Below are 22,431 nucleotides of genomic sequence, written 5' to 3'. Positions count from 1 at the left end.
TGCGCCCCGTTCATCTGGACAGATATTAGAACCAAAATCGCGTGCTCGAGCGCTTTTCCGGGTTCCGTAATGGGACGAACTGGTATAGATTCGCTCCAGACTGTCCGGCCTTGCGGTATCCGGCAGTTGCGTGACGGGTGCGTGCCGTGCTCGTCCTCCCTCACCCCTGCGACCGGCGCACACGATGACCGCCCTTTCCCCGACTCCCGTTTTCGACGCGGCCGACACGGCCGCCCTGCTCGACTATCCGGCGCTGCTCGCGACGCTCAGGCAAGCCGTCCCCGAATACGCGGCCGGCGACATCGTCAGCCCCGAGCGTCTGGTCGTACCGCTGCAGGCGGGCGGCGTCATGCTGTCGATGCCGTCGAGCGCGCGCGATCTCGCGGTCCACAAGCTTGTGAACGTCTGTCCGGGCAATGCCGCGCGCGGGCTGCCGACGATTCTCGGCCAGGTGATCGCGTGTGACGCGACGACCGGCGCGATGCAATTCGTGCTCGACGGGCCGACGGTGACCGGCCGCCGCACTGCCGCCGTCACCGCGCTCGGCATCGACGCGCTGCATGGCGCGGCGCCGCGCGACATTCTGCTGATCGGCACCGGCAAGCAGGCGGCGAACCACGCGGAAGCGCTCGCGGCGATCTTCCCCGACGCGCGCCTTCACGTGCGCGGCACGAGCGCCGCCAGCGCGGCCGCGTTCTGCGCCGCGCACCGCGCACACGCGCCGCGGCTCGCGCCGCTCGACGGCGACGCGATTCCGGATGCGATCGACGTCGTCGTCACGCTGACGACCAGCCGCACGCCGGTTTATCGCGACGCGGCGCGCGAAGGACGACTGGTGATCGGCGTCGGCGCATTCACGGCCGACGCCGCCGAAATCGACGCGGACACCGTGCGCGCGAGCCGGCTCGTCGTCGACGATTCTGCCGGCGCGCGCCACGAAGCCGGCGACCTGATCGTCGCGCAGGTCGACTGGCAGCACGTCGCGTCGCTCGCCGACGTGCTGCGCGGCGCGTTCGAGCGCCGCGGACCGGTGCTGTTCAAGACCGTCGGCTGCGCGGCGTGGGATCTGGCCGCATGCCGCACCGCGCGCGACGCGCTGGACGCCCGCCACGCCGGTTGATTCGTCGACGCTTCGAGCGCGGCCGGTGAGCCGACCGCGCGCACGGCATGCTCGTCGAGGGCAAGCCGCACGCGTCGAGCGCGCAAGTCGCTCGCGTTCATGCGGCCCATGCACGGCCGGCGCATTTCCGCATTCGTTGTAGGAAACGGCCTACAGCACGACGAACCGGCCTACATCAAGTTCCTATTCGGCCGATTTTCTTTTCGGCAACGCAACCCGATACTGGCCGCATGAATGCCAGTCCGTCACCTGCCGCGCTGCGGGTGTTCCTCGTCGATCATGCGATCGCCGTCCGCCGGCGGATCGCGCTGCTGGTCGGCGCGATCGACGGCGTCGCGGTAGTCGGTGAAGCGGAAGACGGCGAAGACGCGTGGATGCATATCCGCGACGCGCGGGCGGACGTCGCGATCGTCGACGTGCGGCTGCCGGACGGCAGCGGCCTCGATCTGATCGGGAAGCTGACGACCGCGAAGCCGCGCGTCGTCACGATCGTGCTGACGAACCATTCGGCGCCGGCATTCAGGCAGGCATGCGCGACGGCCGGGGCGGACTACTTCTTCGACAAGACTGCCGAATTCGACGCCGCATGCCGCACGATCGAATCGCTGGTGCGCGCCCGCGCGCACTCCCCCTGACCGAGCCGGAGCGACTCATGTCCACAGCCACCGTTCGCGTCGCCGACGCGCCTGCCGCCGCGCGGCGGACGACTCCGCTTCATCCGGTCGCCCGCGCCGACGCGCCGAAGCATCCCGCCGCGCGCTGCTCGATCTGCGCGATGCGCTCGGTGTGCCTGCCGCCGCATCTGACGGCGGCCGAGTACGGCCGGCTCGACGCGATCATCTGCTCGACGCGGCAGGTTCGCCAGGGCGACGCGCTGTTTCGCACCGACGATCCGTTCCAGAGCCTCTACACGGTGCGCGCGGGCTCGTTCAAGACGGTGATGATGCATCGCGACGGCCGCGAACAGGTGACCGGTTTTCAGATCGCCGGCGAGACGCTCGGCATGGACGGGATCGGCAGCGGCCGGCACTGCTGCGATGCGGTCGCGCTGGAGGACAGCGTGGTCTGCATCGTCCCGTTCGACGAGCTCGAAGCGGCGTGCCGCGAGATAAAGCCGATGCAGCACTTCCTGTATCGGCTGCTGAGCAGCGAGATCGTCCGCGAATCGAGCCAGATGCTGCTGCTCGGCACGATGTCGGCCGAACAGCGCGTCGCGCATTTCCTGTTGAATCTGTCGTCGCGCTTCGACGCGCGCGGCTATTCCGCGTCGGAATTCAACCTGCGGATGACGCGCGAGGAAATCGGCTGCTATCTCGGGATGAAGCTCGAAACCGTGAGCCGGATGTTCTCGCGATTCCATCGCGACGCGCTCGTCGAAACGCGCGGCAAGCGCGTCCGGATCATCGACGCGCAGGCGCTCGCGCGCGTGTGACGCCGCGCATCGCGCAGGCGCGCGCGCTTCATACGCTGAACGTCTGCGACGCCTTCATCTCGATCCACGTCATCCCGGCCCGCAGCCCTTCGATCATTGCCTCGTGCTCGGTCGCGTATGCGTGGCTGTGCTCGAACGTGTGATGAAAGCGCGCGGTGCCCGCGCCGTGTTCGACCGACACGCGACAGCGGAACTCGCCCGATTTGCACGGCCGCGTCTCGACCTCGACCGACCAGTCGCGCTCGTGAATGTTGCCCTGCAGTGTCATGTGCCCCTCCTGCGTGTCGTTCGTCCGGCCGGCAGGCCGCCGTGCAGCGGCATCGACCGACCGCCGATGTCGACGAGCATTCGTCGTGCCTTGTCTTCGGTCGCCGGCCCGCCGGTACATGCGCAGACGCACCGGACATGGTCGCGCGGCACCGACGCACGCTCGATGCCGTCGACCGGTTCCCGCACCGCGCGACGCGGCGCTCCGTCGCCAGGCCGGATGCGCGCTTAGCCGGCGTCCACGTCCGCATCCGGGTCGATCGTCGCGCCGCGCTCCGCGAGCAATTCGCGCAGCACGCTGCGATGGCAGCGACGCTCGTCGTCGCAGTAGCAGCCGATCGAGAACGAAGTCGTCGCCGACAGCGCCGCGAGCAAATCCAGCACCTTCGCCGGATCGCCGTGCGCCATTTCCGCGCGGAAGTGCCGCACGAACGCACGCCATTGCGCATCGGTGTCGGCAGCTTGCGCCTGTGCGACGAGCTCGGCGCTCGGCGACAGCGTCGGCAACCACACATCATAGTAGTTGCGCGACGCGAATTCACTTTTCGGTACGCCGCGCGGCGGCCGCCGCACCGTGCCGATACGCAGGCCCTCGCCGGCCGCGCGCGGCGTGCCGAGCTGTACGATCCGGATTCCCATGTCGCTCCCTGGTCTTGCGTCCCCATGCGTCGATCCGCCATCGTAACGCCGCGCGGCGGGCGCGTCAGTCGCACGGCACCGCAGACGCCGCGGTATCCGCGCAAGAAAAAACCGGCTGCCTTCCGCATGGAAGACAGCCGGTTCGCGATGCCGCCGTGCGCCCGCAGGCGCGCCGGTCATACGCCGCTCTTCAGCACCTTGCCGATCGCGTCGGCGACGATCGCGACGTTCGAATCGTTCAGGCCCGCGACGCACATCCGGCCCGAACGCAGGATGTACACGCCGTGCACTTCGCGCAGCGCGTCGACCTGCGTTTCCGTCAGACCCGTGTACGTGAACATCCCGCGCTGCTTCACGTAGCGCGTGAGCGCTTCGCCGCTCACGTGATCGCGCAGGCCGTCGTGAATCGACTGGCGCATCCGCGCGATGCGCCGGCACATCGCCGCAAGCTCTTCTTCCCACTGCTTGCGCAGCGCCGGCGTGTCGAGCACGGTCGCCACGACCTTCGCGCCATACGTCTGCGGATTGCTGTAGTTCGAGCGCACCGCGCCGGCCAGCTGGCCGAGCACGCGGTCGGCCGCGGCCGCATCTTCGCAGACGACGCTCAGCCCGCCGACGCGCTCGCCGTACAGCGAGAAGTTCTTCGAGAACGAGTTCGCGACGAGCGTCGGCACGCCGCGGCGGGCCAGTTCGCGCACCGCGAACGCGTCCGCGTCGAGCCCCGCGCCGAAGCCCTGGTACGCCATGTCGACGAACGGCAGCAGCCCGCGCGCCTCGATCACGTCGATCAGCTTCTCCCACTGGCCTTCGTCGAGATCGACGCCGGTCGGGTTATGGCAGCACGCATGCAGCAGCACGATGCTGCGTGCCGGCAGCGCATCGATCGCCGCGAGCATCGCGTCGAATTTCAGGCCGCCGGTCGCGTCGTCGTAGTACGGATACGTGTTCACCGTGAAGCCCGCGCGCTCGAAGATGAAGCGGTGGTTCTCCCAGCTCGGGTCGCTCAACCATACCTGCGCGTCGGGAAAGTAGCGCTTCAGGAAATCGGCGCCGACTTTCAGTGCGCCCGAGCCGCCGAGCGTCTGGACCGTCGCGATGCGGTCGGCCGCGCGCGCCGGATGATCGGCGCCGAACACGAGCGCCTGCACCGCGTCGCGATACGCGGCGAGGCCGACCATCGGCAGGTACGGCTTCGGGCCGATCTCGCGCTGCAGCGCCGCTTCCGCTTCGCGCACGGCGCCCATTACCGGAATCCGCCCTTCGGCGTCGAAATAGATGCCGATGCTCAGGTTGACCTTCCGATCGCGCGGATCTTTCTGGAAGTTCTCGTTGAGCGTCAGGATCGGGTCGCCCGGGTACGCGTCGATGTGTTCGAACATGGCTTTGTCGGTCTCGTTGTGTTGAATGATCGGATGCTGCCGCCCCGGATCAGCGCGCGGACGCGCCGGCCCGCTGCGCGTAGCCGGCATTCTTCTGACGAAAGCGATACCCGATTGCGAGCACTGCGAGCCACACCGGGATCAGGTACACCGACAGACGGAGATCCGGCGTCAGGTACATCACGACGAGAATGCCGGCCATGAACGCCAGGCACAGGTAATTCGTGAAAGGATAGCCCAGACTGCGGAACGAAGTCTGCTGCCCGGCCGCGCGCTTCGCGTGACGGAACTTCAGGTGGATCAGGCTGATCATCGCCCAGTTGATGATCAGCGCCGACACGACGAGGCCCATCAGCACCTCGAACGCCTTGCCCGGCATGAAGTAGTTGACCAGCACGCACACGCCGGTCGCGAGCGCCGACGCGCCGAGCGCGGCGAGCGGAATGCCGCGCTGGTTCACCGAGCACAGCACCTTCGGCGCGTTGCCCTGCTGCGCGAGGCCGAACAGCATCCGGCTGTTGCAGTACACGCCGCTGTTGTACACCGACAGCGCGGCGGTCAGCACGACGACGTTCAGCACGTTCGCGACGACGTTGCTGCTCAATGCGTGGAAGATCAGCACGAACGGGCTGCCGCCGGTGACGACCTTCTCCCACGGATACAGCGACAGCAGCACCGCGAGCGCGCCGATGTAGAAGATCAGGATGCGGTAGATCACCTGGTTGGTCGCGCGCGGAATGCTGCGCTTCGGATCGTCGGCCTCGGCCGCCGTGATGCCGACGAGCTCAAGCCCGCCGAATGAGAACATGATCGCCGCCATCGACATCACGAGGCCCGACACGCCGTTCGGGAAGAAGCCGCCGTGCTGCCACAGGTTCGCGACGCTCGCCTCCGGCCCCGCGTGCCCGCTCACGAGCAGCCAGCCGCCGAAGCCGATCATCCCGACGATCGCGGCGACCTTGATGATCGAGAACCAGAATTCCGTTTCGCCGTACGACTTGACGCTCGTCAGGTTGATCAGATTGATCGCGACGAAGAACACGAGCGCCGACACCCACGTCGGCACGCCCGGCCACCAGTACTGCACGTAGATGCCGACCGCCGACAGCTCGGCCATGCTGACGAGGATGTACAGCACCCAGTAGTTCCAGCCGGACAGGAAGCCGGTGAAGTGGCCGAAGTATTTGTCCGCGAAGTAGCTGAACGAGCCGGCGACCGGCTCGTCGACGACCATCTCGCCGAGCTGGCGCATGATGAAGAACGCGACGACGCCGGCGACTGCATAGCCGAGCAGCACGGACGGACCGGCCATCTTGATCGTCTGCGCGATGCCGAGGAACAGCCCGGTGCCCAGCGCCCCGCCGAGCGCGATCAGCTGGATGTGCCGGTTCTTCAGCCCGCGCTTCAGGCCGTCCTTGTCGTTTCCAGAAACCATGTCTTCTCCACTCTGTCCGCCTCCGCTGACACGGCGCGGTGCGCGTCGGTGTGCCGAGCGCTGTTTTGCTGTGCCGGCAGCCGTTCGTGGAGCCGCCGGGTTGGGGACTGCAACTTTCGCGCGGCGGCCGCTCCGGTTCCGGTCGTCGTACCCGCGTTGCCGCGGCCGCACACGAAAGTCCGGCGTCAGTTTAGCTTCGCGACCGCGAAATCGGGTTTCGTAACCCGTTCATGCAAACCCTACATTATGAGATAAGATTGCATCCAGGAGACAGACGAGGAAATAAAAATGCCTGAACCGGTTCTCGACCGCATCGATCGCCACCTGCTCGCGATCCTGCAGGAGAACGGCCGTGCGTCGAATCTCGAACTCGCGAAGGCCGTCGGCCTGTCGCCTGCGCAGACGCTGCGGCGGCATCGGCGGCTCGAGGAAATCGGCGCGATCCGCCGTTACGAAACCCGGCTTTGCCCCGACACGCTCGGCTTCGGCGTCACCGCGTTCGTGCACGTGACGATGGAGCGCGGACACATCCGCGACCTGTCGAAATTCCAGAAGCTGGTGTCCGATCTCGCGCAGATCCAGGAATGCTTTTCGGTGACGGGCGACATCGACTACGTGCTGAAGGTCGTCGCGCACGACCTGAAGGGACTGTCGCGGTTCCTGCTCGAAACGCTGATGCGCATTCCCGGCGTGAGCGGCGTGCATTCGAGCGTATGTCTCGACGAGATCAAGTGCACGAGCGCGATGCCGGTGGAGGAGTGATTGCCCGCGGTGCAGCGCGGCGGTCGTTCGGCGCGCGTCGGGCACCATCGCTAGCGGCGCTGCCGTTGCATTGCCGACGCCGACATACGGCTTGTGCGTTATCGAACGGCATCGCGCAGATTCGTTTCGTGCACTGCCGTTCGTCGTCGCCGTACGCGCTTACCGCATCGCCTCGAACGCACTGATCAACAGCGCGCCGCCCGCGATCACCACACAAGCGAGCGCACGTCGCGGCGTGAGCCGCTCGCCGAGATACACGCGTGCGATCAGCGCCGCGAACACCACGCTCGTTTCGCGCAGCGCCGATACGGGCCCCATCGGCGCGCGGTCCATCGCCCAGATCACGATGCCGTACGCGAGCGCCGCGAACACGCCGCCGCATGCGGCCTTCGCGGTTTCGCCGCGATCCTGCGCGAGCCGCAGCGGCCCGGCCCGCAGCCGGTAGTACGCGGCCATCAGCACGCCGGTCAGCACGAACATCCATCCGGTATAGCCGACCGTGCTGCCGCTTTCGCGCACGCCGATTCCGTCCACCACGCTATAGGCCGCGATCGACACGCCGGTGGCGAATGCGGTCGGCAGCACCTGTGTCAACCGGTGCCGCATCCCGTGCCCTCGTTCGAGCCCGATCGCCATGATCCCCGCGCAGATCAGCACGAGCCCGCCTTGCGCGACCGCGTTCAGGTGCTCGCCGGCGAACGCCGCCGCGCCGAGCGTGACGAGCAGCGGCGCGGTGCCGCGTGCCACCGGATACGCGACGCTCAGGTCGCCATGCTCGTATGCGCGTACGAGCAGCAGCGTATAGACGACGTGCAGCACGGCCGATGCGACGACGTAAGCCCAGCTCGCCGGTGCGATCGGCGCGGCGGCCGGCAGGAACAGCAGCGCGAATGCGCCGATCGCGATCTGCAGCACCGTCGCCGAACGCAGCCGGTCGCCGCTGCTGCGCACGAGCGCGTTCCACGACGCGTGCAGGAACGCCGCACAGAGAACGGCAAACAGAACGGGAATCGGCACGCTGAGCACTCGCTGACGGTCGGCAACGCGGAATCGTCGCCGCGGGCGATCATCGTATGAATCCGTCACGCAATTGTCAAAAAAGCGCGGCGCAACCTGCCGCTCGCGCGCCCTTTCGTCATGCGTCGCAGCCCGCGCGGCGCGGCGTCGCGCATGAACGCGCGGCGCCTCCGCCCGACGTGTCGCGCACCGCCCGCCCCGTCTCGCCTTTCCTTTTTCTTTCTCCGCGGTGCGCGTCGTAATGGAATCGATACCGCGACGCAACCGTCGCGAAACCGCTCCGCCCCCATATCTTCATACCGGGCTGGTTCAATGCCGGTGCTCTCTCACGAAGCTCCGCGCCGAATCCGTACGACGACGGAGCCGATTCCCACCATCGAAAACCTGTCTGGAGTTTCCCGATGTTCCGTCAAGCCTTGCTCGTCACTGCCTGCGCCGGCGCAGCGCTTGCGCTGTTCGCGTGCGGCGGCAGCGACGATCCGACGTCGACGCCCGCCGTGTCGTCGCAGGACGCGTTGCAGACCGCCACGCCGATCAAGCACCTCGTCGTGATCTACGGCGAGAACGTATCGTTCGACCACTACTTCGGCACCTATCCGAACGCGACGAACCCGGCCGGCGAGCCCGCGTTCACCGCGAAGGCCGGCACGCCGACGGTCAACGGGCTGACCGGCACGCTGCTGACCGCGAACCCGAACTTCACGAACACGGCCAACGGCACCGACGCCGCGAACCCGTTCCGCCTCGACCGCACGCAGGCCGCGACCGCCGACCAGAACCACGCGTACACGGCCGAGCAGCAGGCGGAAGACAACGGCCTCGCCGACCTGTTCCCGAAATACACCGGCAAGGGCTCGTCCGGCGGCGCCGGCGCATTCGGCACGAAGGGCCAGGTGATGGGCTACTTCGACGGCAACACCGTGACCGCGCTGTGGAACTACGCGCAGCGCTTCGCGATGAGCGACAACGCGTACACGACGGTTTACGGCCCGTCGACGCCGGGCGCGCTGAACGTCGTGTCGGGCCAGACCAACGGGATGCAGATCGTCAAGACGTCGGCGCAGCCGTCGACGCTCGCGAAGAGCTCGTACTACATCAACGACGGCCAGGGCGGCTTCACGATGATCAACGACGTCGATCCCGGCTACGACGTGTGCTCGAGCACGACCGACCAGGCGATGATGACGGGCAAGAACATCGGCGATCTGCTGAACGCCGCCAACATCACGTGGGGCGGCTTCATGGGCGGCTTCAACCTGTCGACGACGAACAGCAACGGCACGACGGGCTGCAACCGCAGCACGGTCGCGACCGCGGTGAACGCCGCGACGGCGGACTACATCCCGCACCACAACTGGTTCCAGTACTACGCGTCGACCGCGAACCCGCAGCACACACGGCCGAGCTCGATCGCGGCGATCGGCTCGAGCGTGCAGACGGACGGCAAGACGCCCGAGCCCGCGAATCATCAGTACGACACCGACGACTTCTTCGCGGCGGTGAAGGCCGGCAACTTCCCGTCGGTCAGCTTCCTGAAGGCGCCGGCCGCGCAGGACGGTCACGCCGGCTACTCGGATCCGCTCGACGAGCAGGCGTTCGTCACGAAGGTCGTCAACTTCCTGCAGCAACAACCCGACTGGCAGAACACGGCCGTGATCGTCACGTACGACGACTCGGACGGCTGGTACGACCACGCATATACGGCGCCGACCCACGCTTCGTCCGACGCCGTCGATCAGGTCAACGGCAGCGGCAAGTGCGGCACGGGCGGCACCACCGGCGTGAACGGCGGCATCGTGAACGGCCGCTGCGGCCCCGGCGTGCGGATTCCGTTCGTCGTGATCTCGCCGTACGCGAAGCAGAACTACGTCGATCACACGATGATCGACCAGGCGTCCGTCGTGCGCTTCATCGAGGACAACTGGCTCGGCGGTCAGCGCATCGGCGGCGGTTCGTTCGACGCATCGGCGGGCGACCTGCGCGGTCTGTTCGACTTCACGTCGAAGCCGAATACGGCGCCGCTGTATCTCGATCCGACCCAAGGCACCGTGCTGAGCGCGGCGCCGTCGATCTGACCGGCATCGCGCCACGGCCGGCCGGCGCGTCGTGCGCCGGCCGTTTCCTTTTCAGTGCGCCGCGTTGCGCGGCATCCGAATCACGACCGACAGCATGACAGCTCGACCCGCGTTTCCGTCTCCCGATGCGTCCGGCGCCGCGTCGCCGCGTCTCCATTCCCGCTTCCGCGTGCTGCGCCGCGCGGCGCTCGCGCTCGGCGCGGCCGTGCTCGGCTACGGCGCGTTCGCGATCGCCTTCCCCGCGCGCACGCCGGCGGCGATCGGCGACGTCGTCGCCGACTGGACCGGCGCGAATCCGCATCCGGTCGTCCTGCAGCGCCCGGCCGCGCAGCCGCTTTCGGCGGTCGCGCAACTCGGGCGCGCGCTGTTCTTCGATCCGGCGCTGTCCGCGTCCGGCAAGCAGTCGTGCGCGTCGTGCCACAGCCCCGACCATGCGTACGGCCCGCCGAACGGGCTCGACGTCCAGCCGGGCGGCCTCACGCTGGCGCAGCACGGTTATCGGCCGCCGCCGTCGCTGATGTATCTGTACCGGCAGCCGAACTTCAGCATCGGGCCCGATGCCGGCGAAAACGACGATGCGCCGACCATCGCGCAGCAGGCCGCATCCGCGGCCGGCGTCGTCAAGGCGCAGAAGGTGGCCGGCACGTCGGCCGCGCCGCAGCTCGTTCCGCAAGGCGGACTGTTCTGGGACGGCCGCGCCGATACGCTGCAGCAGCAGGCATTCGGCCCGCTGCTGAATCCGGTCGAGATGGCGAACGCGAGCGTCGACGACGTCGCACGCAAGCTCGCGCAGTCGCCGCATCGCGCGCGGTTCGAGCAGCTGTTCGGGCCGCGCGTGTTCTCCACGCCGCAGCTCGCGGTGTCGGAGGCGATGTTCGCGATCGCGCGCTATCAGGTCGAGGATCCGTCGTTCCACCCGTACAACAGCAAGTACGACCGCTGGCTCGAAGGCCGCGCGCGCCTCACGCAGGCCGAACTGCGCGGGCTGCGGCTGTTCAACGATCCGAACAAGGCCAATTGCGCGGGCTGCCACCTGTCGAAGCCCGGCGCGGACGGGCTGCCGCCGATGTTCACCGATTACCAGTACGAGGCGCTCGGCGTGCCGCGCAACCGGCTGCTCGCGCAGAACCGCAATCCGGCGTTCTACGATCTCGGCGTGTGCGGGCCGTTCCGCGACGATCTGAAGGACCAGACGCAGTATTGCGGGATGTTCCTGACGCCGACGCTGCGCAACGCGGCCACGCGCCATGTGTTTTTCCACAACGGCGTGTTCCATACGCTCGATCAGGTGATGGCGTTCTACAACGAGCGCAGCATCGCGCCGCAGAAGTTCTATCCGCGCGGGCCGGACGGCAAGGTCGACGAATACGACGACATCCCGCCGAAGTACCGCGCGAACGTCGACGTGAAGGACGCGCCGTTCGACCGCAAGCCGGGTGACACGCCGGCGATGACGGCGCAGGACATCGAGGATATCGAGGCGTTTCTCGGGACGCTGACGGACGAGCCCGCGCATTGAGCGGCGCGCGGCCGGCGGCTGCCCGCCGGTCACGACAGGCTGTCGAGCAGCCGATACCATGCGACGCCGGCCGCGATATAGAAGCGCTGCAGCCCGTGAAACGGAATCGGCCGGATCGGCGTCGTGCGCAACGGCAGCGGCAACCGCGCATCGCCGCACAGATGCGCGGCCAGATGCTTGCCGAGCGTCGTCGCCATTGCGATCCCGCGGCCGTTGTACCCGAGCGCGATCGTCACGCCCGGCGCCGGTTCGTGCACGTGCGGCAGGAAATCCGCGGTGATCGCGACGCGTCCGGCCCAGTGGTAGTCGAACCGTACGCCCTTCAGTTGCGGATACAACAGCGTCGTCGCGCGTTCGAGATGGCGCCAGTCGCTCGCGGCGCGCGGCTCGGCGAACGGCCCGCGTCCGCCCATCAGCAGCCGGCCCGCCGCGTCGCGACGGAAATACAGCAGCAGACGCCTCGCGTCCGATGCGACCTCGCCGCCCGCGAGAATGTCGCGGCCGACGTCCGGCGCAAGCGGTTCCGTTGCGACGATGAAGCTGTTCGCGGCGATCACCGACCGACGCAGGCCCGGCCACAGTCCGTCCGTATAGCCGTTCGTCGCGATCACGACGCGCTCGGCCGACAGCGTCGCGCCGGTCGCCGTGTCGATCCGCCAGCGGCCGTCCGCGCGAGTCAGCGCGGTTGCGCGCGTCGCGCCGTGCACCACCGCGCCGTTCGCCTGCGCGGCGCGCACGAGGCCGCGCGTATAGCTGAGCGGCTGCACGCTGCCGGCGCGGCGGTCGATCCAGCCGCCCGCATACGCGCGCGTGCCGAGCCGCCGCGCGACTTCGTCGCGGTCGAGCACGTCGACCGGCGCGCCGCGCGCCGCCCACTGCCGCGCACGCCGCGCGACCGTCTCGAGCATCGCGGCCGTCGGTGCCGGCTGAATCCAGCCGTTGCGGCGTGCATCGCAGTCGATCGCATGGCGCGCGATCAGGTCGAACACCGTGTCGGCCGCGCCGCCCGCAATGTGCGCCAGTTGTTCGCCGGCATCGCCGAAGCGACGCACGAGTTCGTCCGGATCGTATTTGAGCCCGGGAATCACCTGTCCGCCGTTGCGGCCGGACGCGCCCCAGCCCGGCTGCGCGCCGTCGATCACGCGCACGTTCGCGCCGCGCTCGGCCAGATGCAGCGCGGTCGACAGTCCGGTGAAACCAGCGCCGACGATCGCGACGTCGCACGACGCCGACGCATCGAGCGCGGGCGTCGCGCTCGCGGGCGCGGCGGTCGCCGCCCACAGCGAGTCCGGCCACGGCGCGTCGGCCGATGCAGGTCCTGCGTTTCTTTCAGTCATGAGCGATCCGGGTTGACCGCGCCGTCCGACGCCAGCAGACGGCGCAGGAATTCCTGCGTGCGCGGATGCGTCGGCTGCGTCAGCACGTCGCGCGCGGCCCCGCTTTCGCAGATCGTGCCGTCGTGCAGGAAGCACACGCGGTCGGCCACTTCGCGCGCGAACGCCATCTCGTGCGTGACGACCACCATCGTCATCCCGTCGCGCGCAAGCGCGCGCATCACGCCGAGCACCTCGCCGACGAGCTCGGGGTCGAGCGCCGACGTCGGCTCGTCGAACAGGATCGCCTGCGGCTCCATCGCGAGCGCGCGCGCGATCGCGACGCGCTGCTGCTGGCCGCCCGACAGCTCCGCCGGGTACGCGTTCATCCGGTGCGCGAGCCCGACCTTGTCGAGCAGCGCGCGGGCCTGTTCGCGCGCGTGCGCGACGGGAATGCGCCGCACGTGCACGGGCCCCTCCATCACGTTCTCGAGCGCGGTCCGATGCGAGAACAGATTGAAGCGCTGAAATACCATGCCGACCCGCATCCGCAATTCGTGAATTCGCTTCGAGTGCGCATCGACCTTCACGCCGTCGATCGTGATCGAGCCTTCGTCGTAGGTTTCGAAGCCGTTGATACAGCGCAGCACGGTCGACTTGCCGGAGCCCGACGGCCCGATCAGGCACACGACTTCGCCCTGCTGCACGTCGAGGCTCACGCCCTTCAGCACCGCGTGCTGATGAAAGCGCTTGTGTATCGAATCGATCCGGATCATGCGCTTCTCCTCAACGCGAGCCGCTTGCCGAGCCGGTTCACGCCGAACATCAGCGGCAGCCCGAGCGCGAGATACAGCAGCGCGACGAGCGTGTACACGCTCATGTTCTGGAACGTCGACGACGCGATCAGCTGGCCGGCCCGCGTGATCTCGGCGACGGTGATCGTCGACGCGACCGACGAATCCTTCAGCAGCATCACCAGCGTGTTGCCGTAAGGCGGCAGCGCGATGCGAAACGCCTGCGGCAGCACCACGCGCCGCATGATCATCGGCCCGCGCATGCCGATCGCGTGCGCGGCCTCGATCTGCCCGCGGTCGATCGCCTCGATGCCCGCGCGGAAGTTTTCCGCCTGGTACGCGGAATACGCGATGCCGAGCCCGAGCACGCCGGCCTGAAATGCCGACAGCTGCACGCCGAGGTCGGGCAGCACGAAGTACATGTAGAACAGCTGGACGATGATCGGCAGCCCGCGAATCACGTTGACGATCGTGCTGCCCGCCGCCGACACCGCGCGGTTGCGCGACACTTTCAGCAATGCGAGGACGAGCCCGAGCACCGAACTGAGCACGAACGCGCATGCGGTGATCTCGATCGTGACCACCGCGCCCTTCAGCAGGATCGGCAGGAAGTCGATCGCATTCTGGAAAAACATGAGGCCTCCTGTGCGGCGGCCGGACGGCTGCCGCAGTCGATGCCCGCGGCGCGGGCGATACCGGCCCGCAACGGCCGGCGCGCGCTCAGCTCATGTGCCACTTCTGCAGGATCTGCTGCAGCGTGCCGTCTGTCTTCATCTTGCGGATCGCACCGTTGAGCTGCTCGAGCGTCGCGGTGTCGCCCTTGCGCACGATGAAGCACACCTGCCCCTTCACGACGCTCTGGTATTCGGGCACGAGGCGCACCTGACGGTTCACGCCATGTTCGAGCTGGTACGCGACGATCGGCTGATCGGCAAAGCCGGCCTTGATGCGGCCGAGCGCGACGTCGCGCATGATGTCGGCGATCGAATCGTACGTGCGCACTTCCTTGAAGATCCCCTTCTTGTTGAGCGCGTCGACGAACGCGGTGCCGACCTGCGCGCCGACCACCTGCCCGTTGAAATCGTCCATCGACGTGTAGCGGCCCGGATCGTCGGCCTTCACGATCAACCCCTCGCCGAACGTATAGACCGTGTCGGAGAAATCGACGACCTGCTGGCGGGCCGGCGTCTTCAGCATCGCGGCCGAGATCACGTCGATCTTCTGCGTGGTCAGCGACGGGATCAGCGCCGAGAACACCGTCTGCTGCACGTCGACGCGGAAGCCGGCCGACTTGCCGGCCGCGGTGATCGCATCGACCATCATCCCCTGGATCGAATTGCTCTTGACGTCGAGGAACGTGAACGGCACGCCGGTCGCCGTCGCGCCGACCCTGAGCGTCGGCTCCGCGGCTGCGGCGCCCGTCGGCGCAATCGACATCGCGATACAGGTGACGAAACCGGCGGCAAGCGCGCCGAACCGCTTGATGAACGGAACCATGCTGTCTCCTTGTCGAGGAATTCAATGCGCCGGGCGGTCGCCGATCGACGTTGCGACGTGAGCCCATCTTAAAGCGAATCAAAAACATCGCAAAAAGATTTTTGAGTATCGATATTCGATACGATATGATCCTATATCGAATCGATCCAGCTCTCGCTCATGGAAACGTCCCCCGATCAGTCGAACGACCTGCTGTTCAACCAGTCGCTGGAGAAAGGGCTGAACGTGCTGCGCGCGTTCAGCGCCAAGCGGCGCACGATGACGCTCGCCGAGGTGGCCGATGCGGCCGGCATGACGAAGAGTTCCGCGCAGCGGATGGTCTATACGCTCGAGAAGCTCGGCTACATCCGCAAGCATCCGGTCACGCGGCGCTATCAGCTGACGCCGCACGTGATGCGGATCGGCTTCAACTATCTGGCGGCCGATACGCTGATCGACGTCGCGAATCCGTTCCTGTCCGAGCTGACGAACGTGACCGGCGAAACCACGAATCTGACCGAACCGGACGAAGACGAGATGGTGTACGTCGCGCGCTTCGTATCGACGAAGTTCGTGCCGATCCACATGCCGATCGGCAGCCGCATTCCGATGTACTGCACCGGCAGCGGCCGCGCATTCCTCAGCGCGTTGCCGGCCGACGACGCGCGTGCGCGGCTCGAGCGGATGACGCGCACGCCGCACACGCCGCGCACCGTCACCGCGCTCGACGACATCGCCGCGCTGCTCGACGATGCGCGACGCGACGGCTACGCGACCAATCAGGAGGAACTGTTCATCGGCGACATGTCGATCGCCGCGCCGGTGCTCGGCAGCCAGGGTCAGCCGGTCGCAGCCGTGCACGTCGTCGCGCCGACGAGCCGCTGGACGTTCGACGACGCGCGCCGCAAGCTCGCGCCGGCGGTGATCGACTGCGCGCGCGGGATCAGTAATTCGATTCGGACGCTCGAGTAGCGTCGATGAAATGGCATGCGGCGCGCCGTTGCATGGCGCAACGGCGCTCGAGCGCTAATGAGGCTTCGGCGGATGCCCGGTCCGGTAGGTACGGTTCGGGCGCGATACGAATTGCTTCGCTGCAGCGTCCAGTTCCTTGCCGTGATACAGATCGATGCACTTCAGAAAGTCGAACTTCACGTCCGTGACCTCCGGTTCGACAACCGGATTCCGATAGTCGCGAGCCAGATACTTCGCGACCAGCGCGTGAATGGCGTCCGGCGCACGTTCCATGTCGTAGTAGGTCCAGTCGCGCAAAGCGCTGATGCTGCTGCCGATGTCCTTGCTCGCGCCGGACTCCGGCTTGTAAGCGGTAGCCAGGCACTCCGCGAGCACCATGTCCTTGAAGTTCTGGAGGTAAGTCCGTGAGCCGGCCTCGGGCGATGTTTGTGCGGAGTCCTTCGCCACGACCCTCGCCGGTTGAAGCGCGATGCACATCAACATGGCGGCGATCCAGACTCCCCTCATGACAGGCTCCAAAAATTTGCGCGATCGGTACGATACCGCGCGCCTGGTTCGTTGAAGTAACAATGGTCGTAACAGGTCCGCCCGTTGAACAGCGTGGCGTGGCCCTGTGCATCGCTCCACCCCGACACCTCGAACAGGATGACGCCCTGCCGACCCGCAAGTGCCCCTCCGTTCGACGGCGGGTATTTGACGCCCTCAGCCTTCCCCCAGCGTTGCTCGAGAAAACGGATCAAGTCCCGGGCACGAAAAAAGTATTGCCGATTGTCTTTGCCCGATACCGTTTGCTCGGGGATTCTCGGTATCACCATACCGGCTTCACCCAGGATATAACTCATCCTCACCGCGCAAGTATTGCTCCATCGCTCTGTCGGATTCGGATTGTTGACGTTCTTCTCGACGTATCCACCTATCACTTTCGCAACGCGCTCACCGGAATTTGCCGGGTCGTAGATTCGCTGAGATGCCGCCCATGCAACGGCAAAGGATGGTCGTTTCACTTTGGCTCCTTGTTGTTGAAATGAATACGACTCGACGGCAAGCGCATCGAGGACTCGCGACGCCTCATATGCGCCGAGATCCTTCGAATCCATCGAATCAAGGCACCGTCATGCGCGGCTTGAAAGATTTTTGTAATGATGCCGACTTGCCTGATGTCGATCCTTCCTCTGCTTCCCCCCTCGTTTTCCCCGATCCCGTTCACCTTGACTCGGCCGCGCCGATCGACAAAACTTCGCACATCGACAGTGTGATCACAGATCGCAGATCAATCCCAGGAGCCCACCTTGCCGCCTCGTATCGTCCCGCCCGCACTGAAAGCCATCGAACAGGAAACGATGGGAGACAAGGTCTATCAGCAACTGCGCGAAGCGCTGATGAGCGGGCGCTTCGCGCCTGGCCAGGCGCTGAGCCTGCGCAGCGTCGCCGAGGCAGTCGGCTCGTCGACGATGCCGGTGCGTGCCGCGCTCACGCGGCTGCGCGCCGAGCGCGCACTGGTCGACGGTCCGAATCGCGCGCTCGTCGTCCCGCCGATGACGCTCGACATGCTCGACGAACTGCGCGACGTGCGGATCGCGCTCGAAGGCTGCATCGCCGAGCGCGCGTGCGAGCGGATGACCGACGCGCAGATCGCGGCCGTGCGCAAGACCTGCGAGACGATGCAGGCGCACGTCGAGGCCGGCCGCTCGCGCGCCTACCTGCAGAGCAATTTTGCGTTCCACAGCGCGATCTATTCGCACGGCGCCAGCGAAAGCACGCTCGCGATCGTCGAGAACCTGTGGATGCGCGTCGGCCCGTTCCTCAACATGGTCGCGCTAGACATCCCGCACATGCGGCGTTCGATGGATGCGCACCGCGCGATCGTCGATGCGCTCGAACGGCGCGACGGCGCCGGCGTGCGGGCCGGCATCGCGCTCGACATCGGCGGCGCCGCGCACGATCTCGCCGAGACGCTGCGGGCCGAGCAGACGCCGCGAACCGTGAACGCGAAGCCGTAGCGCCCGCCCGACACGCGAACGGCCGCACCCTCACTACACCAACGATGGAGACAACCCGGCATGACAGCTTCCGACCTGCTGAAACCCTATGACGGCCTGCGCGTCCTCGTGACGGGCGGCGCGTCGGGCATCGGCCTCGAAATCGCCGACGCGTTCGCCGAATGCGGCGCGCGCGTGCATGTGTGCGACGCGTCGCAAGCCGCGATCGCGGCGCTTGCCGACCGGCCGCCGCGCGCCGCGGCCGGCGCGATCAGCGCGACGCTGGCCGACGTATCCGACCCGGTCGCCGTCGAGTGCGTGTTCGCCGACGTGTCGACCACGCTCGGCGGCCTCGACGTGCTGGTCAACAACGCGGGAATCGCGGGCCCGACCGGCGGCATCGACGAAATCGACCCCATGCAGTGGGAGCAAACCGTCGCGATCAACCTGAACGCGCAATTCCAGTTCGCGCGCCGCGCGGTGCCGCTGCTGCGCGCGTCGAAGCACGGCGGCGCGATCATCGCGCTGTCGTCGGTCGCCGGCCGGCTCGGCTACGCGTTCCGCACGCCGTATGCGGCCACCAAATGGGCGGTGGTCGGCCTCGTGAAGAGCCTCGCGATCGAGCTCGGGCCGCTCGGCATCCGCGTGAACGCGATCCAGCCGGGTATCGTGCGCGGCCCGCGAATGCGCCACGTGATCGAGGCGCGCGCGCAGCAGCTCGGCATCGGCTATGACGACATGGAGCAGCGCTATCTCGAGAAGATTTCGCTGCGGCGCATGACCGATCCGGCCGAGATCGCCGCGACCGCGCTGTTCCTGTGCTCGCCGGGCGGGCACGGGATCACCGGACAGGCGATCTCCGTCTGCGGCAACGTCGAAGTGCTCTGACGCCTCCTGCATCGTTCATCGAAAGGAATCCATCCGTGGCAAACGCTCGCAAAGTCATCATCACGTGCGCGCCGACCGGCGCGATCCATACGCCGTCGATGTCGCCGTACCTGCCGGTGACGCCGCACGAAATCGAAACGGCCGCCGTCGCGGCCGCGCAGGCCGGCGCGGCGATCCTGCACCTGCACGCACGCAACCCGTCCGACGGCAAGCCGACGCAGGATCCTGCAGTGTTCGCCGAATTCCTGCCGCGCATCAAGGCGCAGACCGACGCGGTGATCAATCTCACGTCGGGCGGCAGCCCGCACATGACGGTCGACGAACGGCTGCAGCCCGCGCTGCATTTCCAGCCCGAGGTCGCGTCGTTGAACATGGGTTCGATGAACTTCGGGCTGTACCCGATGCTCGAGCGCTTCCGCGAGCTGAAGCATCCGTGGGAGCGCGAGCATCTCGAAAAAAGCCGCGATCTCGTGTTCAAGAACACGTTCGCGGACATCGAGACGATCCTCACGCGCTGCGGCGCGAACGGCACCCGGTTCGAATTCGAGTGCTACGACATCTCGCATCTGTACAACCTCGCGCACTTCGTCGACCGCGGGCTCGCGAAGCCGCCGTTCTTCGTGCAAAGCGTGTTCGGTCTGCTCGGCGGAATCGGCGCGCATCCGGAGGACCTGATGCACATGCGCCGCACGGCCGACCGCCTGTTCGGCCGCGATTACGTGTGGTCGATCCTCGGCGCCGGGCGCAACCAGATTCCGCTTGCGACGATCGGCGCCGCACAGGGCGCGAACGTGCGCGTCGGGCTCGAGGATTCGCTGTGGATCGCGCCCGGCAAGCTCGCGGAATCGAGCGCCGCGCAGGTCCTGAAAATGCGCCAGGTGCTCGAAGGCCTGTCGCTCGAGATCGCGACGCCAGCCGACGCGCGCGCGATGCTCGCACTCAAGGGCGGCGACGCGGTGAATTTCTGATCACCGGGCCGCCGCCCGACACCCGTATCCGCAAGCGCAGTGACAAGGCGCCTTTCATCGCCCCGCTCCGTTCGAGCGCCGCCGGCGCGGCTCCGTCGTCTGCCCATCCGCTGCGTGCACCGCAGCGGCATTTGCCGAACGCGGCGCACCGTGCTTGCCGTGCGCGCCGGTTCGCCTTTACCGGAGTCGTCCGCATGTCCACTCATCACGCTCAGGCATTGCCCTCCGCCGCCGGCGACGCGAACGCGTCGCTGAACCGGCTGCTGTTCCGTAAACTCATGCCGCTGCTGATCGCCGCGTATGTGATCAGCTTTCTCGACCGCACCAACATCGCGTTCGCCAAGCATTCGATGGGCGTCGATCTCGGCATTTCGTCGGCCGCGTACGGCCTCGGCGCGGGGCTGTTCTTCCTGACCTACGCGCTCTTCGAGATTCCGAGCAACCTGATCATGCATCGCGTCGGCGCGCGCTTCTGGATCACGCGGATCATGATCACGTGGGGCGCGCTATCGGTCGCGATGGCGTTCGTTCGCGGCGAGACGTCGTTCTACCTGATGCGCCTGCTGCTCGGCGTGGCCGAAGCCGGCCTGTTTCCCGGCGTGATGCTGTATTTGACGTACTGGTTCGGCCGCGAGGAGCGTGCGCGCGCCACCGGCTATTTCCTGCTCGGCGTGTGCATTGCCAACATCGTCGGCGGGCCGCTGGCCGGCGCGCTGATCGAGCTCGACGGCACGCTCGGCTTCCATGGCTGGCAATGGTTGTTCGTCGTCGAAGGCGTGCCGGCGATCCTGCTCGCGTTCGTCGTGTGGACGCGATTGCCGGACCGCCCGAGCGCCGCGCCGTGGCTCGCACCGGACACCGGCCGCGCGCTCGAGCGCAAGCTGGCCGCTGAACAGGACGCGGGCGTCGCCGCGCATGGCGGCCATGCGTTCGGCGCCGCGCTGCGCGATCCGCAGATCTGGCTGGCGATCTTCGTGTACTTCTGCCACCAGTTGACCATCTACACCGTAATCTTCTTCCTGCCGGGCATCATCGGCGCGTCGGGGCGGCTCTCGCCGCTCGCGGTCGGGTTGCTGACTTCGCTGCCGTGGCTCGCCGCCGCGCTGGGCGCCGGGACGCTGCCGCGCTTCGCCCGCGAGTCGCGTCATTCGCGCCGGATGCTGTGCGCGGGGCTCGTCGTCATGGCGGCCGGGATGGTGGGCGCCGCACATGCGTCGCCGTTCTCGGGGCTGCTCTGCGTGTGCGTGGCCGCGTCGATGTTCTTCGTCGTCCAGTCGATCGTGTTCACGTTCCCGGCGTCGCGGCTCGCGGGCAGCGCGCTCGCCGGCGGGCTCGGGCTCGTGAATACGTGCGGGTTGCTCGGCGGCTTCGTGGGCCCGACCGTCGTCGGCGCGATCGAGCAGGCGACCGGCAACGCGAAGAACGGGCTGACGCTGCTGGCAGCCGCGCTCGTCGTCGCGGCGTTCGCAAGCCTCGCGTTGCGTCACGGGCACGAGCGCGCCGACGTGCGCTCGCGCGGCTGAAGGCCGGCGAGCTTCGCGCTGGCAGGATGCGGGCCTCGCCCCGCCCGCATCTCGCCTCGCTCCGTCAGAACAGATACATCCCCGCGACGAACACGACGCCCGAGAACAGCAGCGTCGTCACGCAGTACCCCATGATGTCGCGCACGCCGAGCCCCGCGATCGCCAGCGCGGGCAACGCCCAGAACGGCTGCGCCATGTTGGTCCACGCGTCGCCGTACGCGATCGCCATGGCCGCCTTGTCGAGATCGGCGCCGAGCGCCTGCACGGCCGGCATCACGAACGGCCCCTGCACGACCCGGCGGCCGCCGCCGGACGGCACCGCGAAATTGATCACGTCCGAACTCAGGAACGCGAGTAGCGGGAACGTGTGCACGTTGGCGATATCGACGAACCACTTCGTGATCACGCCCGCGAGCCCGGAGTGATCCATCTGCGCCTGGATGCCCGCATAGAACGGGAACTGGATCATGATCCCGGGGGCGCCGCGCGCCGCGCCGGCCACCGCGCGCGCATAGGCCATCGGCGTCCGGTGCCGCACGATGCCGGCCGCGAGGAGCGCGAGGTTTACGGTGTCGATGTCGACCGCGAAGAAGCCCTTCTGGATGAAGCGCAGCACGAGGAACGCCGCGCACAGCGCCGCGACGACGATCGACAGCGCGCGGCTCTCACCATCGCGACGCCGACCGCATCATCTGCCCCAATGCCTTGCCGGTCTCTTCGATAAAGATCAGGAAAGAACAATGCTTCGCGGCTCAAGCCCTCGTGAATGCCGTATCTGTCCGTATTCGCCATTTTGGCTCGGGTAGCGTGAATTCGAAGGAGCAGAAAAGGCTAGCGTGAGTGACGACGGCGAGACAACGGACTCGTCGATAG

Annotated in this window: 22 protein-coding genes and 1 pseudogene; 11 read left to right on the top strand and 12 right to left on the bottom strand. The window is 67.3% G+C overall.

The window, feature by feature from the left end:
• The first annotated feature begins 184 nt into the window (after positions 1-184).
• The 3 genes from lhpI (at position 185) to BUB20358_RS16020 (ending at position 2,552) form a co-directional block, all read left to right on the top strand.
• Entirely contained in the window at positions 185-1,120 is a 936-nt protein-coding gene (gene lhpI, locus BUB20358_RS16030) for a bifunctional Delta(1)-pyrroline-2-carboxylate/Delta(1)-piperideine-2-carboxylate reductase (protein WP_035974088.1), read from the top strand.
• A gap of 230 nt (positions 1,121-1,350) precedes the next feature.
• Entirely contained in the window at positions 1,351-1,755 is a 405-nt protein-coding gene (locus tag BUB20358_RS16025) for a response regulator (protein WP_006765895.1), read from the top strand.
• A 17-nt stretch (positions 1,756-1,772) separates the two neighbouring features.
• Positions 1,773-2,552 carry a helix-turn-helix domain-containing protein gene (locus tag BUB20358_RS16020; protein WP_006765894.1) on the top strand — a complete coding sequence of 260 codons (780 nt, stop codon included), beginning with the start codon at positions 1,773-1,775 and terminating at the stop codon, positions 2,550-2,552.
• Between the two features lie 28 nt (positions 2,553-2,580).
• Here the strand turns inward: BUB20358_RS16020 and BUB20358_RS16015 are convergent, their stop codons facing one another.
• From BUB20358_RS16015 to BUB20358_RS16000, 4 genes are all read right to left on the bottom strand, one after another.
• Positions 2,581-2,820, bottom strand: coding sequence for a hypothetical protein (locus BUB20358_RS16015; protein ID WP_006765893.1), 240 nt, complete (start codon positions 2,818-2,820; stop codon positions 2,581-2,583).
• A 227-nt stretch (positions 2,821-3,047) separates the two neighbouring features.
• Positions 3,048-3,458, bottom strand: a complete 411-nt coding sequence (locus BUB20358_RS16010; RefSeq protein ID WP_006765892.1) for a DUF488 domain-containing protein — start codon at positions 3,456-3,458, stop codon at positions 3,048-3,050.
• A 176-nt stretch (positions 3,459-3,634) separates the two neighbouring features.
• Positions 3,635-4,837: an amino acid aminotransferase gene (locus BUB20358_RS16005; RefSeq protein WP_006765891.1), complete on the bottom strand. Its 1,203-nt coding sequence runs from the start codon at positions 4,835-4,837 to the stop codon at positions 3,635-3,637.
• Positions 4,838-4,886: 49 nt separating this feature from the next.
• On the bottom strand, positions 4,887-6,272 hold the full coding sequence (locus tag BUB20358_RS16000; protein WP_006765890.1) for an amino acid permease: 1,386 nt from the start codon (positions 6,270-6,272) through the stop codon (positions 4,887-4,889).
• A 288-nt stretch (positions 6,273-6,560) separates the two neighbouring features.
• Between BUB20358_RS16000 and BUB20358_RS15995 the strand changes: the two genes are divergently transcribed.
• Positions 6,561-7,034 (top strand): Lrp/AsnC family transcriptional regulator, encoded by a 474-nt coding sequence (locus tag BUB20358_RS15995; protein ID WP_006397107.1) that lies wholly within the window; start codon positions 6,561-6,563, stop codon positions 7,032-7,034.
• Positions 7,035-7,193: 159 nt separating this feature from the next.
• Here BUB20358_RS15995 and BUB20358_RS15990 read toward each other — a convergent pair whose 3' ends face one another.
• Positions 7,194-8,051, bottom strand: coding sequence for an EamA family transporter (locus BUB20358_RS15990; RefSeq protein ID WP_035975262.1), 858 nt, complete (start codon positions 8,049-8,051; stop codon positions 7,194-7,196).
• A 401-nt stretch (positions 8,052-8,452) separates the two neighbouring features.
• On the opposite strand from BUB20358_RS15990, the gene BUB20358_RS15985 reads away from it, so the two are divergent.
• Positions 8,453-10,126, top strand: coding sequence for a phospholipase C (locus BUB20358_RS15985; protein ID WP_006765888.1), 1,674 nt, complete (start codon positions 8,453-8,455; stop codon positions 10,124-10,126).
• Between the two features lie 94 nt (positions 10,127-10,220).
• A complete protein-coding gene (locus BUB20358_RS15980) occupies positions 10,221-11,645 on the top strand; it encodes a cytochrome-c peroxidase (protein ID WP_035975260.1) in 1,425 nt (474 codons plus the stop codon).
• 29 nt (positions 11,646-11,674) lie between these two features.
• On the opposite strand, the gene BUB20358_RS15975 is transcribed toward BUB20358_RS15980, so the two are convergent.
• The 4 genes from BUB20358_RS15975 to BUB20358_RS15960 form a co-directional block, all read right to left on the bottom strand.
• Positions 11,675-12,982, bottom strand: coding sequence for an NAD(P)/FAD-dependent oxidoreductase (locus tag BUB20358_RS15975; RefSeq protein WP_006765886.1), 1,308 nt, complete (start codon positions 12,980-12,982; stop codon positions 11,675-11,677).
• A complete protein-coding gene (locus tag BUB20358_RS15970) occupies positions 12,979-13,734 on the bottom strand; it encodes an amino acid ABC transporter ATP-binding protein (protein WP_006765885.1) in 756 nt (251 codons plus the stop codon). Before BUB20358_RS15970 ends, BUB20358_RS15975 begins: the two co-directional genes overlap by 4 nt.
• A complete protein-coding gene (locus tag BUB20358_RS15965) occupies positions 13,731-14,387 on the bottom strand; it encodes an amino acid ABC transporter permease (RefSeq protein WP_006765884.1) in 657 nt (218 codons plus the stop codon). Before BUB20358_RS15965 ends, BUB20358_RS15970 begins: the two co-directional genes overlap by 4 nt.
• An 85-nt stretch (positions 14,388-14,472) precedes the next feature.
• Positions 14,473-15,249, bottom strand: a complete 777-nt coding sequence (locus BUB20358_RS15960; RefSeq protein WP_006765883.1) for an ABC transporter substrate-binding protein — start codon at positions 15,247-15,249, stop codon at positions 14,473-14,475.
• A 159-nt stretch (positions 15,250-15,408) separates the two neighbouring features.
• On the opposite strand from BUB20358_RS15960, the gene BUB20358_RS15955 reads away from it, so the two are divergent.
• Entirely contained in the window at positions 15,409-16,200 is a 792-nt protein-coding gene (locus BUB20358_RS15955) for an IclR family transcriptional regulator (protein ID WP_006765882.1), read from the top strand.
• Positions 16,201-16,254: 54 nt separating this feature from the next.
• On the opposite strand, the gene BUB20358_RS15950 is transcribed toward BUB20358_RS15955, so the two are convergent.
• On the bottom strand, positions 16,255-16,707 hold the full coding sequence (locus BUB20358_RS15950) for a type VI secretion system amidase immunity protein Tai4 (RefSeq protein WP_006765881.1): 453 nt from the start codon (positions 16,705-16,707) through the stop codon (positions 16,255-16,257).
• Positions 16,704-17,297: a type VI secretion system amidase effector protein Tae4 gene (locus BUB20358_RS15945; RefSeq protein ID WP_223296977.1), complete on the bottom strand. Its 594-nt coding sequence runs from the start codon at positions 17,295-17,297 to the stop codon at positions 16,704-16,706. The genes BUB20358_RS15950 and BUB20358_RS15945 overlap by 4 nt, the downstream gene beginning before the upstream one ends.
• 192 nt (positions 17,298-17,489) lie before the next feature.
• On the opposite strand from BUB20358_RS15945, the gene BUB20358_RS15940 reads away from it, so the two are divergent.
• From BUB20358_RS15940 to BUB20358_RS15925, 4 genes are all read left to right on the top strand, one after another.
• Positions 17,490-18,200 (top strand): GntR family transcriptional regulator, encoded by a 711-nt coding sequence (locus BUB20358_RS15940; protein WP_035974087.1) that lies wholly within the window; start codon positions 17,490-17,492, stop codon positions 18,198-18,200.
• 60 nt (positions 18,201-18,260) lie between these two features.
• Positions 18,261-19,067: an SDR family oxidoreductase gene (locus tag BUB20358_RS15935; RefSeq protein ID WP_006765879.1), complete on the top strand. Its 807-nt coding sequence runs from the start codon at positions 18,261-18,263 to the stop codon at positions 19,065-19,067.
• 35 nt (positions 19,068-19,102) lie between these two features.
• Positions 19,103-20,035, top strand: a complete 933-nt coding sequence (gene kce / locus BUB20358_RS15930; RefSeq protein WP_006765878.1) for a 3,5-dioxohexanoate:acetyl-CoA acetone transferase — start codon at positions 19,103-19,105, stop codon at positions 20,033-20,035.
• A 194-nt stretch (positions 20,036-20,229) separates the two neighbouring features.
• Entirely contained in the window at positions 20,230-21,558 is a 1,329-nt protein-coding gene (locus BUB20358_RS15925; RefSeq protein ID WP_035974085.1) for an MFS transporter, read from the top strand.
• A gap of 64 nt (positions 21,559-21,622) precedes the next feature.
• Here the strand turns inward: BUB20358_RS15925 and BUB20358_RS15920 are convergent.
• Positions 21,623-22,225: pseudogene (locus BUB20358_RS15920) on the bottom strand (TIGR00366 family protein); the annotation flags it as partial.
• Between the last annotated feature and the right edge of the window lie 206 nt (positions 22,226-22,431).

It is taken from the genome of Burkholderia dolosa, from assembly GCF_902499135.1.
Taxonomy (GTDB): Bacteria; Pseudomonadota; Gammaproteobacteria; order Burkholderiales; family Burkholderiaceae; genus Burkholderia; species Burkholderia dolosa.
This window is presented reverse-complemented; position numbering and strand designations above follow the sequence as displayed.